11 protein-coding genes are annotated in these 15783 nt (G+C 60.0%); 8 read left to right on the top strand and 3 right to left on the bottom strand.

What is annotated here, in order from left to right; genetic code table 11:
• The first annotated feature begins 537 nt into the window (after nucleotides 1–537).
• The 7 genes from DBY66_RS16335 to DBY66_RS16305 all read left to right on the top strand — a co-directional run bounded on the left by DBY66_RS16335 (nucleotide 538) and on the right by DBY66_RS16305 (nucleotide 9147).
• Nucleotides 538–1461: a sugar ABC transporter substrate-binding protein gene (locus tag DBY66_RS16335; RefSeq protein ID WP_039385265.1), complete on the top strand. Its 924-nt coding sequence runs from the start codon at nucleotides 538–540 to the stop codon at nucleotides 1459–1461.
• Between the two features lie 33 nt (nucleotides 1462–1494).
• Complete coding sequence (locus tag DBY66_RS16330; RefSeq protein WP_039385263.1) at nucleotides 1495–2979, top strand: sugar ABC transporter ATP-binding protein; 1485 nt, start codon at nucleotides 1495–1497, stop codon at nucleotides 2977–2979.
• A gap of 14 nt (nucleotides 2980–2993) precedes the next feature.
• Nucleotides 2994–4025: an ABC transporter permease gene (locus DBY66_RS16325; RefSeq protein WP_104085164.1), complete on the top strand. Its 1032-nt coding sequence runs from the start codon at nucleotides 2994–2996 to the stop codon at nucleotides 4023–4025.
• A 341-nt stretch (nucleotides 4026–4366) separates the two neighbouring features.
• Nucleotides 4367–5284 carry a nitrogen assimilation transcriptional regulator NAC gene (nac, locus tag DBY66_RS16320; RefSeq protein ID WP_108569555.1) on the top strand — a complete coding sequence of 306 codons (918 nt, stop codon included), beginning with the start codon at nucleotides 4367–4369 and terminating at the stop codon, nucleotides 5282–5284.
• 123 nt (nucleotides 5285–5407) lie between these two features.
• Nucleotides 5408–6367 (top strand): HTH-type transcriptional regulator Cbl, encoded by a 960-nt coding sequence (cbl, locus tag DBY66_RS16315; RefSeq protein WP_108569556.1) that lies wholly within the window; start codon nucleotides 5408–5410, stop codon nucleotides 6365–6367.
• A gap of 60 nt (nucleotides 6368–6427) precedes the next feature.
• Entirely contained in the window at nucleotides 6428–7261 is an 834-nt protein-coding gene (locus DBY66_RS16310) for a GNAT family N-acetyltransferase (RefSeq protein ID WP_104085163.1), read from the top strand.
• Between the two features lie 104 nt (nucleotides 7262–7365).
• Nucleotides 7366–9147, top strand: a complete 1782-nt coding sequence (locus DBY66_RS16305) for a thiamine pyrophosphate-requiring protein (protein WP_039385251.1) — start codon at nucleotides 7366–7368, stop codon at nucleotides 9145–9147.
• Nucleotides 9148–9351: 204 nt separating this feature from the next.
• Here DBY66_RS16305 and DBY66_RS16300 read toward each other — a convergent pair whose 3' ends face one another.
• Both DBY66_RS16300 and DBY66_RS16295 read right to left on the bottom strand, forming a co-directional pair.
• Nucleotides 9352–9834, bottom strand: coding sequence for a transposase (locus DBY66_RS16300; protein WP_104085161.1), 483 nt, complete (start codon nucleotides 9832–9834; stop codon nucleotides 9352–9354).
• Nucleotides 9835–10131: 297 nt separating this feature from the next.
• Nucleotides 10132–12288 carry an EAL domain-containing protein gene (locus DBY66_RS16295; protein WP_108569610.1) on the bottom strand — a complete coding sequence of 719 codons (2157 nt, stop codon included), beginning with the start codon at nucleotides 12286–12288 and terminating at the stop codon, nucleotides 10132–10134.
• Nucleotides 12289–12567: 279 nt separating this feature from the next.
• Between DBY66_RS16295 and DBY66_RS16290 the strand changes: the two genes are divergently transcribed.
• Entirely contained in the window at nucleotides 12568–13140 is a 573-nt protein-coding gene (locus tag DBY66_RS16290; protein ID WP_108569557.1) for a phosphonate C-P lyase system protein PhnH, read from the top strand.
• Nucleotides 13141–13150: 10 nt separating this feature from the next.
• Here the strand turns inward: DBY66_RS16290 and DBY66_RS16285 are convergent, their stop codons facing one another.
• Entirely contained in the window at nucleotides 13151–15733 is a 2583-nt protein-coding gene (locus DBY66_RS16285) for an ATP-binding protein (RefSeq protein WP_108569558.1), read from the bottom strand.
• Nucleotides 15734–15783: the final 50 nt, after the last annotated feature.

Here is a 15783-nt window from a genome sequence, read left to right as displayed (position 1 = left end):
CCGACTGAACTACAGAGGAATCGTGTGAACGAGGCGAATAGTAGCGAGCCCGATCCCGCTTGTCAAAGCCGTACTGCACACTTCTGGTTTAAGTGCGCGCAAAAGCACCATTCTGCTGCTTTTCTGCCTGATATGGTGGCAAAGCAAACTGCCAACAGGATCTCACTTCAGAGGCATTTCCGCTGAGATGTTAGAGGCGTGTCAAATTTTTGCGGTTTGCTGATTTTAAAACAACCGTTTCAGTGCTTTTATGATGAAAATTTCATATGAAGCAAGTATGAAACAAATGAACTGCTTATCATCACGCCGGAAACTATTTTTTACCCGGCGGCGGTGACAGCAAAATTAACCTGTTGATAAGGAGCGCGTTCTTCAGAACAACATCAGCTGGCTTCAGCGCGAAAAGTGCAACTATCCAAAATCTGTACCCATAAATAACGCCAGCCGCGGTGCGCAAAGGCAAAAAATTTTTTTCATTTACCTGATGCATCATGCTGTGCGTGCGTTAACCAACAATAAGAAGGTAGAAGGTGCCCTATGAAATTTAAAAAAGCGTTAGTCACTTCCCTGTTGGCCTGCATGTTGCCCGCTGCGGTTATGGCGAAAGATCTGCAGGTTGGCGTCTCAATGGCGCTGTTTGACGACAATTTCCTGACCATTCTGCGCACGGCCATGCAGAAAGAGATGCAGAAAGATAACGTAAAAGGCCAGCTGGAAGATGCCAAAGGGGATGTGTCACAGCAGCTGCAGCAGGTACAGAACTTTATCGGACAGGGCGTGGACGCCATCATCGTCAACCCGGTGGATACCAACGCCGTGAAACCGATTATGGACGCGGCGAAAAAAGCCAACATTCCGCTGATCTTCGTTAACCGTAAACCTGCCGGTGAACTCACGGACAAGATGGCGTATGTCGGCTCAGACTCCGAGCTGGCGGGTCGCCTGCAGATGGAAGCGCTGGCTAAAGCGATGAACGGCAAAGGCAACGTGGCGATCCTGATGGGCGATTTAGCGAACGAATCAACGCGCGACCGCACCAAAGGGGTGGAAGCGGTGGTCGCGAAATATCCCGATATCAAAGTGGTGCAGAAACAGACCGCAAAATTCACCCGTAACGACGCGGTGGATGTGGTCAGCAACTGGATGACCGCCGGCGATGACATCCAGGCTATCGCCTCTAACAACGATGAAATGGCGATTGGCGCACTGCAGGCGCTGGGTAAAAACCCGAACCATATCCTGATCGCCGGCGTGGATGGCACCCCGGATGCGCTGCAGATGCTGAAAAACGGCAAAATGGTCGCCACGGTTTTCCAGGATGCCAGCGGGCAGGGTGCAGGCGCGGTGCGGGCTGCGGTGAGCCTCGCAAAAGGGGAGAAAGTTGAGAAAGTGATCAACATCCCTTACCAGCTGATCACCAAAGAGAACATGGCGCAGTTTGAGAATCGCAACCAGAAATAACCGCTCTCCCCTTAAGCCGTATGGAGGTGATGTATGACCGCTTTTGCGCTTGAAGCCGAAGGCATCAGCAAGTTCTTCCCCGGAGTGAAGGCGCTCGATAACGTCTCACTGCGAATCAGGCCGGGGTCGGTACATGCCCTGATGGGCGAGAATGGCGCAGGCAAATCCACGCTGATGAAATGCCTTATCGGGATTTACCGTCCCGATAAGGGCACTATTCGCATCAAAGGGGAACCCGTGCAGTTTCAGGACACCATGGACGCGCTGCGTTCCGGCATCTCGATGATCCATCAGGAGCTGAACCTGGTGCCGCATATGACCGTGGCGGAGAACATCTGGCTCGGGCGTGAACCGATGAAGTTTGGCTTCGTCGATCACGCCCTGCTAAACCGCCAGACGCAGGAGTTGCTCAACAAACTCAATATTCGCCTCAAAGCGGATCGCATGGTGGGCGAGCTGAGCATTGCGGCACAGCAGATGGTGGAGATTGCCAAAGCGGTATCGTGGAACTCTGACGTGGTGATCATGGATGAACCCACCTCCGCGCTGACCGAAACTGAAGTGGCGCACCTGTTCACTATCATTCGCGACCTGCGGGCGCAGGGCAAGGCGATTATCTATATCAGCCATAAGATGGATGAGATTTTTACCATTACCGATGAGATCAGCATCTTCCGCGACGGCACCTGGGTCGGCAGCAACGATACCAGCGCGTTTACGCGGCAGTCGCTGATCACCCAGATGGTAGGGCGTGAGCTGACCCAGCTGTTCCCTAAATTCAACGGCACCATCGGCGACGATGTGCTGACGGTGCGCGGCCTGAGCAGCAAAGAGCGCTTTAGCGATATCAGCTTCAGCGTGCGCAGGGGAGAAATTCTGGGCGTGGCCGGGCTGGTGGGCGCAGGGCGCAGTGAGGTGATGGAGAGCCTGTTTGGCATGGAGAGCTACGACAGCGGTGAAGTGCTGATTGACGGCGTGCCGGTCAGCATCGATTCGCCCTCCACGGCCATCGAGAAAGGCATGGCGTTTCTGACTGAGGATCGCAAGAAGTCAGGGCTGTTTCTGGTTCTCTCAGTAATGGAGAACATGAGCATCGTTAACATGCCCGGTTACACCGGCAAAAGCGGCTTTGTCAGCCATGTGAAAATGGCGCAGGACTGTATGGAGCAGATCCGCAAGCTCAATATCAAAACCCCGACCATGGATCAGATCATCAATAACCTCAGCGGCGGTAACCAGCAGAAAGTGCTGATTGCGCGCTGGCTGCTGGCACAGCCGAAGATCCTGATTCTGGACGAACCGACCCGCGGCATCGATGTGGGAGCCAAAGCAGAGATCTACCGCCTGATCAGCGAACTCGCTAATCGCGGCGTCGCTATCATCATGGTCTCCTCTGAGCTGCCGGAAATTCTCGGCATGAGTGACCGCATCATGGTGATGCACGGCGGGCGCATAACCGGCATCCTCAGTAAAGAAGAGGCCGATCAGGAAACCATTTTGTCGCTGGCATCTGAGTGAGGCTTGAGATCCCTATGAATAATGTAAAAGCTACGGCCCCGCAGGCCACTGAACAAAGCTCCTTCTTCAGTAATCTGCGCCACAAGCTGCCGAAAGATACCGGCATTTTTGTGGTGATGTTAGGCATTGCGCTGATCTTTGAAATTGCCGGCTGGTACGTACGCGACCAGTCTTTTCTGCTCAACACCAACCGTTTAGTTCTGATTGTGCTGCAGGTCGCCATCATCGGTATTATCGCGGTCGGCGTTACGCAGGTCATTATCACCACCGGTATCGATCTCTCCTCCGGCTCCGTTATCGCCCTGACGGCGGTGGTGGCGGCAAGCCTGGCGCAAACCTCAGAAAGCCTGTCGCCGATGTTTCCCTCGCTGGTTAACCTGCCTGCGGCTATCCCTATCGGCGCCGGTATTGGCGTCGGGCTGCTGTGCGGCGTCATCAACGGCGTGCTGATCACCCGCACCGGTATTCCGCCCTTTATCGCCACGCTGGGGATGATGGTGTCCGCGCGCGGTCTGGCGCAGTACTATACGCAGGGTAATCCGATCAGCTTTCTGTCAGACAGCTTTACCTCGATTGGTCAGGGCGCCATGCCGGTTATCATCTTCCTGGTGGTGGCGTTCCTGTTCCACATCGCGCTGAAACATACCCGCTACGGCAAATATGTCTATGCGATTGGCGGCAACATGACGTCAGCTAAAGTGTCCGGCATCAACGTTAACAAGTATCTGATCATTGTCTACACCATCGCCGGCGCGCTCTCGGGCCTGGCAGGCGTCGTACTGGCAGCACGCGTCAGCAGCGGCCAGTCAAGCATGGGGATGGCGTATGAGCTGGATGCTATCGCCGCAGCGGTTATCGGCGGCAGCAGCCTGATGGGTGGCGTGGGGCGTATCACCGGCACGCTGATCGGCGCCGTGATCCTGGGACTTATCAAAAGCGGCTTTACCTTCGTGGGCGTGGACGCCTATATACAGGACATCATCAAAGGCATGATCATTGTGGCTGCGGTTTCCATTGATATGCATCGCAACCGCAAAAAACGCTGAGTCACCTCGCTCTGCGACACGGCTGACCCCGGCATAACCGGGGTCAGGCCGGAGGCGGCACGGGACGCTACCACCTCTCCGTCATCACTTTTTTGCACGTCTGCCTTGCAGGTGTTGCACCAGCAGAGTGCATGCTATCCTCCGCTTTACCCGCCCGCTGCGGCATCAGCACGCTCTGTTTCCTTTCAGGTAATCACAAAAGCTTATTTTCCAGTCTCTTAATTACCACTGCCCGCCGTTTTTTTCCGCGATGAAATAACTGGCCTGCTTATTGCAAAACTCTGTTTATCGGCCAGCAGGCTAAGCGCCCTTCAGGGGTTAACCGGATTGACGGAGGCAACATGAACTTAAGACGGCTGAAATATTTTGTGAACATCGTCGATATCGGCAGCCTGACCCGCGCCGCCGAAGTGCTGCACATTGCGCAACCGGCGCTCAGTCAGCAGGTGGCAACGCTGGAGAGCGAGCTGGATCAGCAGCTGCTGATCCGCACCAAGCGCGGCGTAACGCCCACCGACGCGGGTAAAATCCTCTATGCGCATGCCCGCACTATATTGCGCCAGTGTGAACAGGCGCAGGCCGCCGTCAGCAAAGCGGGCCAGACGCTGAGCGGACAGGTTTCTATTGGTCTCGCACCCGGCACGGCCGCCTCTTCTCTGACCATGCCGCTGCTGCAGACCGTGCGCGAGCAGTATCCGGACGTGCTGGTGTATCTGCATGAAAACAGCGGCAGTTCGCTGAATGATAAAGTGCTGAACGGTCAGCTCGATATGGCCGTGCTCTACGATCGCTCGCCTGCGGCTGGCGTGACCAGCCTGCCGCTGCTGAAAGAGGAGCTCTATCTGGTCGGCGCCACCGCCTGTCCGGGATCGGCGGTGGATCTGGCCGACGTGGCGCAGATGAACCTGTTCCTGCCGCGCGACTACAGCGCGGTACGCAAGCGGGTAGACGAAGCGTTTTCACTGCGCCGCCTGAGCGCGCGCATCATCGGCGAAATTGAATCGATCGCCACCCTGACCGCCGCGGTCTCCAGCGGGCTGGGCGTAACCGTGCTGCCTGAATCCGCGGCCCGGGCGCTGGTCAGCTCAACGCACGCCTGGATGGCGCGCATTACCTCACCGTCGCTGACGCTGCCGCTGTCGCTGAATATGTCTGCGCAGCTGCCGCTCTCACCTGCGGCGCAGGCGGTCAAAACCATACTGCTGTCGCTGCTGAATAAGCCAGCGGTTGCCGATCGCGAGCTGATGCTGGTGGGCTAAAAACCACAGCATCGCGATAACGCTCCTTATTACTAAACCGCATAACAGGCGGTTTTTTATTATTTGTTGTATTGACGCCTGCTCCCTACCATGGCGAAAACCGTGCCAGAAGGGAGAGAGGGTGTGAATTTCCAGCAACTTAAAATTATTCGGGAAGCCGCCCGCTGCGACTTCAATCTGACTGAAGTCGCCAACACGCTGTTTACCTCGCAGTCCGGGGTCAGCCGGCATATCCGCGATCTGGAAGATGAGCTGGGCGTAGAGATATTTATCCGGCGCGGAAAACGTTTGCTGGGCATGACGGAGCCGGGCAAAGCGCTGCTGACCATAGCCGAACGCATTCTCGATGAGGCCGGCAAGGTGCGGCGTCTGGCCGATGTGTTTACCAATGAGACCAGCGGCGTGCTGACGATTGCCACCACCCATACCCAGGCGCGTTACAGCCTGCCGCGCGTCATCAAAGCGTTCCGTCAGCTCTATCCCAACGTGCGGCTGGAGCTGAATCAGGGCTCGCCGCAGGAGATTGTCGCCATGCTGCTGGCCGGCGAGGCGGATGTCGGTATCGCCTCCGAACAGCTGGTTAACCATGCCAGCCTGGCGGCTTTCCCCTGGTTCAGCTGGCATCACTCGCTGCTGGTGCCGCCCGGGCATGAACTGCTGCAGCAGCAGCCGGTGTCGCTTGAAAACCTGAGCGCCTGGCCGTTAATCACCTACCGGCAGGGGATCACCGGTCGTTCACGCGTGGATCGGGCGTTTCAGGCGGCCAGCCTGCGGCCCGATATTGTGCTGAGCGCGCAGGATTCTGACGTGGTGAAAACCTATGTTGAGCTGGGGCTGGGCGTTGGCGTACTCGCCGATCAGGCGTGTGATATCTATCAGGGCGAAAACCTGGTCAAGATTGATGCCCGTCACCTGTTTGAAGCTAACACCGTCTGGCTTGGTCTGAAGCGCGGACAGCTGCAGCGCAACTATGTCTGGCAGTTTCTGGAGCTCTGCAACGCTAATTTGTCGCTGGAGGAGATCAAACGACAGGCGCTCTCCTATGAGAGTGAAGAAGAGCCGGCGCTCGATTTTCAGATCTGAGGCTGTCAGGCGCGGCAGCGGTGTGGCACTCTTCTTCTGCATTCACTAAGGGAGAACCGCATGAGCATGACGTTGCGTGATATTACGGCGGCCGACGCCGCGGCGGGCCATGCCCTGACGCAGCAGGCGGGCTGGCCACACCGTCCTGAGGACTGGCAGCAGCTGATTGCGCTGGGTGAAGGCGTGGTGATGGAGGAGGCGGGACGACTCTCCGGCTGCGCGCTTGGCTGGCGCTGGGGAAGCAGCGCAGCCACCATCGGCCTGGTGGTGGTGGATCAGCAGGCGCGCGGACGCGGTATCGGCCGCAAGTTAATGCAGGCGCTGATTACGCGCTTCGCCGGCTGCACGCTGCGCCTGCATGCAACGGAAATGGGTAAAGGGCTTTATGCACAGCTGGGATTCAGGGAGTGCGGTCAGGTATGGCAGTACCAGACGGCGGCATTAGCCGCGCCTCCCGCTATAGCGCTGCCGCCTGCGCTAAGCCTGGAGCCGGCATGCAGCGCAGCCTGTGCGGAACTCTGCACGCCCGACTGGCAGGCGACCGGCCTGCAGCGTGCGCGTCTGCTGCAGCAGTTGCTGCCCGGTAGCGTGCTGGCACGCGATGCGCAGGGGATACAGGGTTTTGCCAGCCTGCGTCGCTTTGGTCGCGGCTGGACCATCGGCCCGGTTATCGCCCGGGACGGCAGCGTGGCGCAGGCGCTCGTTGCCACGCTGCTGCAGACGCTGACCGGTCAGTTTGTCCGGCTGGATACGCCCGACGCCGGGCTGGCGGAGTGGCTGGCAACGCTGGGTCTGCAGCAGGTCGATGCGCCGCACATTATGGTGCACGGCACCCCCTGGCGCCCGACAGAGGAGATGCACTGTTTTGCGCTGGTCTCCCCGGCGCTGGGTTAGGCAGCCAGCGGGCGCAGTCAGGCCATAATCCGGCAGATCCTCTGCACGCCCGTTTCTGTCAGCTACCCTTAAAAGCTGACAACAGCCTTTAAGGGAGCAGCGGGATGAGTAAAAAAACCAGCGATTTTTTTGTCGAGCGCCTGCAGGCGTGGGGCGTCACGCGCATTTATGGCTATCCGGGCGATGGCATCAACGGCGTGCTGGGCGCTATCCAGCGCGCCAATAAAGCGGGTGCCGGCATTGAGTTTATCCAGGTGCGGCATGAAGAGATGGCAGCATTTATGGCTGCCGGCCACGCCAAATTTACCGGTGAGCTTGGCGTCTGCCTCTCCACCGGCGGGCCGGGTGCCACCCACCTGCTGACCGGTCTTTACGATGCCAAAATGGATCATGCACCGGTGCTGGCGATCGCCGGACAGGCTGAAGTGACCGCGCGCGGCGCCAGCTATCAGCAGGAGATGAACCTCGATCGCGTGTTTGCTGATGTCGCTAATTTTGTTCAGGAAGCGGCCGCACCGGCGCAGATCCAGCATCTGGTCGATCGCGGCGTACGCATTGCGAAAGCGCAGAACGGCGTAGCGGTGCTGATCCTGCCAAAAGATATTCAGGATGAAACCTGGCAGCCACCGCAGCACGCACACGGCTTTACCCACTCCGGTCCTGGCTATCAGCGTCCGAAAATCGTGCCGTATGAGGCAGATCTGCAGCGTGCGGCAGAGGTTCTCAATGCCGGCAGCAAGGTGGCGATCCTGATTGGCGCAGGTGCGCGCGGCGCGGCAGTGGAAGTGGTGCAGGTCGCGAACCTGCTCGGCGCGGGCGTCGCCAAAGCGCTGCTGGGTAAAGATGTGCTGCCGGACGATGCGCCGTTTGTCACCGGATCAATCGGCCTGCTCGGCACTAAACCGTCGTGGGATCTGATGCAGGAGTGCGACACGCTGCTGATGATCGGCACCGGCTTCCCGTGGACCGAGTTTTTACCTGCCGAGGGCAAAGTGCGGGCGGTACAGATTGATATCGATCCGGCGATGCTGGGCCTGCGCTACCCCTGTGAAGTCAACCTGCACGGAGATAGCGCCGAAACGCTGCGGGCGCTGATCCCGCTGCTGCAGCACAAAAGCGATCGCCACTGGCAGGAGCAGATTGCGCTGCAGGTGCGCGACTGGTGGCAGCTGATGGAGGAGCGGGCGCTGGCGCCGGCTAATCCGGTTAATCCACAGCGGGTAGTGTGGGAGATGTCGCCGCAGCTGCCGGATAACGCTATTGTCACCTCAGATTCCGGCTCCTGCGCCAACTGGTTTGCGCGCGACTATCGCGTGAAGCAGGGGCAGCGCGCCACGCTCTCCGGCGGTCTTGCCTGTATGGGTGCCGCCGTACCGTTCGCTATCGCCGCTAAATTTGCTTATCCCGATAAACCGGTTGTGGCGCTGGTCGGAGACGGGGCGATGCAGATGAATAATATGGCTGAGCTGATCACTATTCAGAAATACTGGCAGCAGTGGGACGATCCACGGCTGATCGTCTGCGTGTTTAACAATCAGGATCTTAATCAGGTGACCTGGGAGCAGCGCGTGATGGAAGGCAATCCGCGCTTCGAGGCGTCACAGCAGCTGCCCGATGTACCCTACGCGCGTTTTGCCGAGAGTCTTGGCCTGCAGGGGATCGTGGTGGATAATCCGGATGAGTTAGCCGCCGCGTGGCAGCAGGCGCTGAGCGCAAACCGCCCGGTGGTGCTGGAGGTGAAAACCGATCCGGAAGTCGCACCGCTGCCGCCGCATATCACCTTTAAGCAGGCGAAATCCTTTATGGCCTCCATGGTTAAAGGCGATCGCGGCGTGGCACAGATTATCGGTGACACCGCCAGTCAGCTTATCCGCCCCAAACGCTGATTCCGTCGTAGGGGATGCATTCATGCGTCCCTGGCGTCATTTATGCGCCGTGCCCGATTGTTACCAGGGCGCCATAAATGGCGCCCCTACAGATTTATATTAGGGTACGATAAATAACGCATCCCCGTTGCCGCTGTAGGGGGCGCATTTATGCGCCCCTGACGTCATTAATGCGTCCCTGGCATCGTTTATGCGCCCCTGACATCATCTATTCACCCCCGCATCCTTTAAATGTCTCGTCTCTCCTCGTACAAACAACCGGTCCAGCTCCCACTTCAATGGATTCTCTGCAATATAACGGCGAACTGCAGACAGCTCCTGTTCCGAGCGGATAACGCGGTCATAAAAGCCACGCTGCCAGACAGGCGTTCCGAGCTGGCGGGAAATACCCGCTTTAAAGTGATTAATAATGGCTGATAAACAACAGATATTACCCGGCTGAAGCCAGATGATGCCGTGCAGGTGATTGGGCATCACAATAAATGTATCGGTTGCCAGCGTGTTATAACGGGCAGAAAGGCGCTCCCACTCTTCGGCAACACAAAGGCCGGACGGCGAAGCGTGCATACTGCCGGACAGGATCTCACCCAGCAGCAGCGCACGCTGTCGGGTGACCAGGGTAACGAAATAAGCGCCGGGCGTACGATAATCAAATTGCGTCAGGCGCGGATTTTTTCGGTTTCGCATTGTGCCTCCTTGCGCCTTTATTCTCTCTTTTCAGCGCAGAAAGGCGAGTCAGCCACGTTAACGATGCGAGATGTCGCGAAAAAGAAAACGGTGCCGGTTGTTACCAGGGCGCCATAAATGGCGCCCCTACAAAGTTGTGTTCGGGCGCGATAAATAACGCAGCCCCGGTGCCGGTAGGGGACGCATTTATGCGTCCCTGGATTCGTTTATGTGGACCTAACGTCGTTTATGTGCCGTGCCCGGTTGTTGCCAGGGCGCCATAAATGGCGCCCCTACGGGGTTTTATCCTGTCGTTTCCTATACCATTTTTTCAATCTCGGTCAGCGGGACGGCGTGGCTGAACAGATAGCCCTGCAGCTGGTTACAGCCGGCGTTGGCGAGGGCGTGCATCTGTCCTTCGGTTTCTACGCCTTCGGCGGTGACGGTCAGGCCCATGGCGTGCCCCAGCCGAACGACGGATTCAATAATCGCGGTTGAGTTATCTGCCACGCCGAGCGACTGGGTAAAAGAACGGTCGATTTTTATCTTATCGACCGGGAAACTGCTCAGATAGTTAAGGCTGGAGTAGCCGGTGCCAAAATCATCCAGCGCGATACGGAAGCCCGCTTCGCGCAGCGCAATGATAGAGCTGCGGGCCGCATGCTCATCCTCAATCAGCACGCCTTCGGTGATCTCCAGCTCCAGGCGCTGCGGATCGGCGCCTTCGCTCGCAACAATCTCCAGCAGCCGGGAGACAAAGCCGCTGCTGCGAAACTGCACCGGTGAAACGTTCACCGCCACCACCACCTGCGGCAGCTTCAGCGACGTCTTACACGCTTCGCGCAGCACCCACTCGCCCAGCGGCAGGATCAGCCCGGTCTCTTCGGCGATAGCGATAAAGTCAGCCGGTGAGATATCACCACGGGTCGGATGGTGCCAGCGCAGCAGCGCCTCAACGCCAACCACGCGTTCACCGTTAATCTCCATCAGCGGCTGATACCAGACGGCCAGCCCGGTAAAATTAACCAGCGCCTGACGCAGCTCTGCCGCCAGCTCCTGCCGGGTACGCAGCGACTCATCCATCGCTTTTTCGAACTGGCGAAACTGACCGCGCCCGTGATTTTTGGCGTCATACAGCGCGATATCCGCCTTACGCATCAGCTCCAGCCGGTCCACGCCATCTTTCGGTGCCAGCGCCAGGCCGATACTGACGCCAACCCACAGCTCATTGCCCAGCAGATGATAAGGAGCGCTGAGCGCGCTGATAATGCGCTGCGCCAGCGTATGCACCTGGCCGATAGTCTCCGTATCCGGCATCACGATAATAAACTCATCGCCGCCGATGCGTCCCACGGTATCGCTGGTGCGCACAATCTCGCTCAGGCGCCGCGCCACTTCGCGGATCAGTTCATCGCCAGCGTGATGGCCCCAGGTGTCATTGATATTTTTAAACCGATCAAGATCGAGCAGCAGCAGCGCCACGCGGCGATCGTGCCGCAGCGCCGCGGCCAGCGCCTGGGTCAGGCGATCTTCCACCAGCGCGCGGTTGGGCAGGCCGGTCAGCACGTCATGAAACGCAAGGTGCTGCGCCTGCGCCTCGCTGGCGCCCAGCCGGACCAGCGACTGCGACAGGCTGAGCGAGGAGGTCCAGATGCGCCGTACCATAAACAGGCAGAGCAGGGTGATAATCAGCACCGACAGCAGCGTTGAGGGCACGATCGTGCGCAGCATCTGCGCGCCGGGCTTATCGGGTTGCCAGCTCAGATAGCCTACCCGCTGGCCGCTCTGCGATGAGAGGGGCCAGAAAGCCATCTCCTTATCAGTGGGTGGCGCGTTGCTAAAGTGCAGCTGCGCCAGCTGGCTGCGATCGGAAAGGTGACGCAGATAGCCATCGTCAAGAAACGCGACGCTCACCAGGCTAAACCGGTTTGTCATGTCAGGCGCGCTAATTTCACCCACGGCCAGCGCGGCAGCGCGACCGGCAATGCGCACAAAATCGGCCCGATCTACTGCGCCAGCCGCGCTGGCTACCAGCGGCGTGGCGAGCAGATCGCGCAGCCACGGACCGACTACCTGCAGGCTGACCGGCTCACCGTTGCGCCAGGCGGCAACCGGCTGCTGCCTGCTGTCCAGCAGCAGAATCAGCTGATGGGCAAACATCTCATAAAGCCAGCTGCCGACGTTCTGATCCAGCCACGCCCGGTCGGCGTCACGCAGCGTCAGGTGGCTGGCGAGCGGCGACCAGCGCGTCAGGCTGCGCAGCTGGCGCAAATGCTCGCTGAGGCTCTGGTCGAATGAGGCGGCAATCATCCGCTGCTGCTGCTCACGCGCTTCACTGTTGGTCACGGATGTCCCCCAGTAAAGTCCGCTGCCGGCCCCGGCAAACGACAGCACCAGAATCGCGATCAGCGGCGCGACCACCTGACGCAAAAAACTGTGCCGGAATTGACGGGATGTTCTGATTGAATTCATTATTTTTTCTTCATATAAAAAGGCGGCCGTATTGAATAAGTTAGCAGAAAGACGGGTTTGTGCCTGGCGGAGAGCGGCGCGGCGCGAGATGCACTTATTAATCATCCTGATGCGTTAGCTGCTCATTGGCCGCGGCTGATTCATCGCGCCGTCACGCCATCGTCACCGCACTGTCATCTGCTGCGCGCATCCTGAGCGTTCATTAAAACGGGCGGGGCAGCCGGACACGGCGCTGAAAGCGCCCGGCTATTTATTGTTTATTCCGGTATCCGGAGAGGACCCATGACTTTACTGGCCAGTTTTCATTATTCCGTCGCGGATGCTCAGCAGGCGTCCCGCCGCGTCCGCAAAGCTATAAGCGAGCCAGGCGTTATCGTGTCGCTGCCGCTGATGCCAGGCCAGCGCGAACTCTCCTCTGCTGCCAGCGCGCTGCTGCTGACGCGGGAAGAGGGGGCAGATACGCTGTGGCTCGATCCGCAGATTGACAGTGCGGCGCTGCGCAGCACGCTGCATTTTTGTACCGGCATACCGCTTGTCTCCGCCTGCAACGCCTCGCTGGCCCTGAGTCACGCCCGTGCGAATCCCGATCCCGCTACTTTGATGGCCCGGCAGGCTGCCGCCGGGCATAACCGCACGCTGATTATTGAGCTGCCAGGTCTGAACGGCGGCCTGACGCTGCGTCTCAGCGGCGACGGGCTGCGTGAAACGCGCGCGGTTGCACCGCAGCTGCCGCCGGCGGTGCTCGCTTATCTGCGTGAGCATCCGCATCCCGGCCGGCAGCGGTCAGATCTCATTTTTACCTGCGGTGAAACGCTCATGGCGCTGCCGCATACTGTCCGGGTGGCGGTGTGCTGAGCGCAGGCTATCAGCGGGAAAGCGGTGTGGCAGCAGCCTGCCGCGCGCGGTTAAGCCGTGCGCTGCGCTGCCAGGCCCGCTCCAGCGCCTGAACCAGCTGCGCCTGCTGCCACGGCTTCGCCAGCCGTTCACACAGCGGTAACGTCACCTGCGACCGGCGCAGATCCTGCCCGCTGACCAGCAGCGTGGCGAGCTGCGGCCACTGCTGCTGCGCCTGGCGTATCACATCGGCGCCGTTGAGCGCACCGGGCAGCATCAGATCGCTGATCAGCAGATCGATATCGGGTGTCTGCTGCAGCAGCGCCAGCGCGCTGGCACCGTCGGCGCACTCCAGCGTCAGATAGCCAAGCTGATGCAGATGGTCACACAGCGTCTGCCGTACGGCGGGTTCATCATCCAGCACCAGCACCAGCCGATCGCGGCTCGTACCGGGCTGCGCGGGTGGAGGAGCCGCCACCGGCTGTACCGCCTCCGCCGCGCGCGGCAGCAGCAGGCGTACCGTGGTACCCTGGCCCGGTGCGGTCTCCAGCGCAATTTCACCGCCCGACTGCCGCACAAAGCCATACACCATCGATAGCCCCAGACCGCTGCCGCTGCCGGTGGGCTTGGTGGTGAAGAAGGGTTCAAACACCTGCTGACGCACCTCCGCTGACATGCCGCAGCCGCGATCGATCACCTCCACCACGACCCACTCGCGTTTACCCGCCGCGGACGCTTTGCGCTGGTTCCAGACGCGCAGCACTATCTCACCGGGCTGCTGCTGCAGCGCGTCGCGCGCGTTAACCACCAGGTTCATCAGCGCATTTTCAAGCTGACCGGCATCGATCCATGCCGGCCAGCCCGGGCGTGCTGCTTCTGTTACCAGCTGCTGACCGGGCAGCAGGGCGTGCTGCAGCAGCGAATGCAGATCCTCTACCAGATCCACGACCGCGACCGCCCGTGGATAGAGCGCCTGTTTACGGGAAAACGCGAGCAGTCGCTGGGTGAGCTGCGCGGCGCGGTCCGCCGCCTGGCGGGCGCGTTCGATACGGGTTGCCAGCGTGCCAGCCGGCAGCTGATCGGCGGTGAGCGCCAGGCTGCCGATGATCACCGCCAGCAGATTATTAAAATCGTGCGCCAGTCCGCCGGTCAGCTGGCCCACCGCTTTCATTTTCTGGCTGTGCAGCAGCGCCTCCTCCAGCGCTTTTCGCGAGGTGCGCTCCAGCACGGTGTTGACCATGCCGCGACGCGGCACCGGACTGAAGCGCAGCTCCAGCGTCCGCCCGTCCGGCAGCCGCACTTCCTGCGCATCCTGCAGGCTGAGCAGCTGCAGATCCAGCCGTGCCAGCAGCTGCTGATAGTGCAGGCCACGCTGCAGCTCATGCGGCGCAATACCGAGCAGCTGCGCATACTGCGCGTTCCAGACCACCAGCTGACCGCTGTTATCAAACAGCGCAAAGCCGTCGCGCATGGCGAGAAAGGTTGACTCCAGCTGGGTACTTTTCTCTTTCAGCAGTGAAGAGGTGTGCGCCAGTGAGGCGGTGTTGCGGGCAAAAACGTTAAACGCCCGCGCCAGATCGCCCAGTTCGTCGCGCCGCGTCTGGCCGGGTACGCTGACGCCTTTCTCCCCCTGCGCCAGCTGCGTCATCGCGCGGGCGATAGCGGTAAGGCCGGAGCCGAGATTGCGGTAGATGTAGTAGCCGGCGTAACCGGTGATCAGCAGCGCCAGCAGCATAAACAGCGCGATAAAACCAATGACCGAGTTGAGTTCACGGTGGGTGCTGGCGCTGCGCGCATCGCTCTGCTGCGCCACCTGCTGTACATAGCGGGTGATATCCTCATTGAGCATTGCCACCAGCGCCTTGATACGGTAGGTCGCGTAGGCGATGCCGGTATCGCTCTCCTCAAGCCCGGCGGCGACCGGCTCCAGCGCACGGAGGGCATGGACAAAGCGCGCCCGCTGCAGCGCCAGCACGCCTTCCAGCGGCAGGGCTGACCAGACCGGAAGAATGGATGAGAGCTGCTGCACCGCAGCCTGCGGCGCGGCAGAGCGGATCGCTACCGCCAGCAGGCTCTCGCTCTGCTGGCGCAGCGGCAGAAAAGCGGCGTCGCTCGCAAGCGCTGAGATCCGGTTCAGCAGCAGCTGCGCCTGCCACAGCCCGCTCAGCATGGTGTTGCGCTGCAGGTGGCGCTGATGCCCCCGCTGCAGCAGCAGCGTGATGCTCTGCTCCAGCATCTGGCTGCGCTCACGAATACGGCTGAGCAGGGCGGGCTGCTGCCTGGCCACGGGGGCCGCCGCCAGCTGCGTCAGCGCCTGCTGCAGCGCCTGCTGCGTCTGCTGCAGGCGGGCCGACTCACTCTGATACTCCAGCGCACCCACCACCTGCGACAGGCGTACCGCCGCCGTCGCCACGTTGGCCGTATCACGCGCCAGCGCCAGGCTGCCATTCATATCGGCCAGCGTCTGCGCCTGCGCCTGTTCCTGAATCGTGCCGGCGTGGCGGAATCCGGTAATCGCCACCAGGCTGACCGCCAGCGTCACGCCGACCACCAGCAGATTAAACAGCAGCAGGCGTCCACGGGCACCGGCATACCACGGCAGAGTCTGACTCATGCGCCACCCCTCGCAATGCGGAACGTCAGCCGAGTATAAAAGTGGCGCGC

The sequence above is a fragment of the Pantoea sp. RIT413 genome (assembly GCF_003057675.2).
In the GTDB taxonomy this organism is placed as follows: domain Bacteria; phylum Pseudomonadota; class Gammaproteobacteria; order Enterobacterales; family Enterobacteriaceae; genus Pantoea; species Pantoea eucrina.
Note: the sequence above shows the minus strand (reverse complement) of the source record. Positions and strands in the feature narration are given on the sequence as shown.

Excerpts from the sequence above, each read along its gene's own strand:
- DBY66_RS16300 (WP_104085161.1), bottom strand. The coding sequence starts at position 9,834 with ATGCGAAACCGAAAAAATCCGCGCCTGACGCAATTTGATTATCGTACG.
- nac (WP_108569555.1), top strand. The coding sequence starts at position 4,367 with ATGAACTTAAGACGGCTGAAATATTTTGTGAACATCGTCGATATCGGC.
- DBY66_RS16325 (WP_104085164.1), top strand. The coding sequence starts at position 2,994 with ATGAATAATGTAAAAGCTACGGCCCCGCAGGCCACTGAACAAAGCTCC.
- DBY66_RS16335 (WP_039385265.1), top strand. The coding sequence starts at position 538 with ATGAAATTTAAAAAAGCGTTAGTCACTTCCCTGTTGGCCTGCATGTTG.
- DBY66_RS16330 (WP_039385263.1), top strand. The coding sequence starts at position 1,495 with ATGACCGCTTTTGCGCTTGAAGCCGAAGGCATCAGCAAGTTCTTCCCC.
- DBY66_RS16285 (WP_108569558.1), bottom strand. The coding sequence starts at position 15,733 with ATGAGTCAGACTCTGCCGTGGTATGCCGGTGCCCGTGGACGCCTGCTG.
- DBY66_RS16305 (WP_039385251.1), top strand. The coding sequence starts at position 7,366 with ATGAGTAAAAAAACCAGCGATTTTTTTGTCGAGCGCCTGCAGGCGTGG.
- DBY66_RS16290 (WP_108569557.1), top strand. The coding sequence starts at position 12,568 with ATGACTTTACTGGCCAGTTTTCATTATTCCGTCGCGGATGCTCAGCAG.
- DBY66_RS16310 (WP_104085163.1), top strand. The coding sequence starts at position 6,428 with ATGAGCATGACGTTGCGTGATATTACGGCGGCCGACGCCGCGGCGGGC.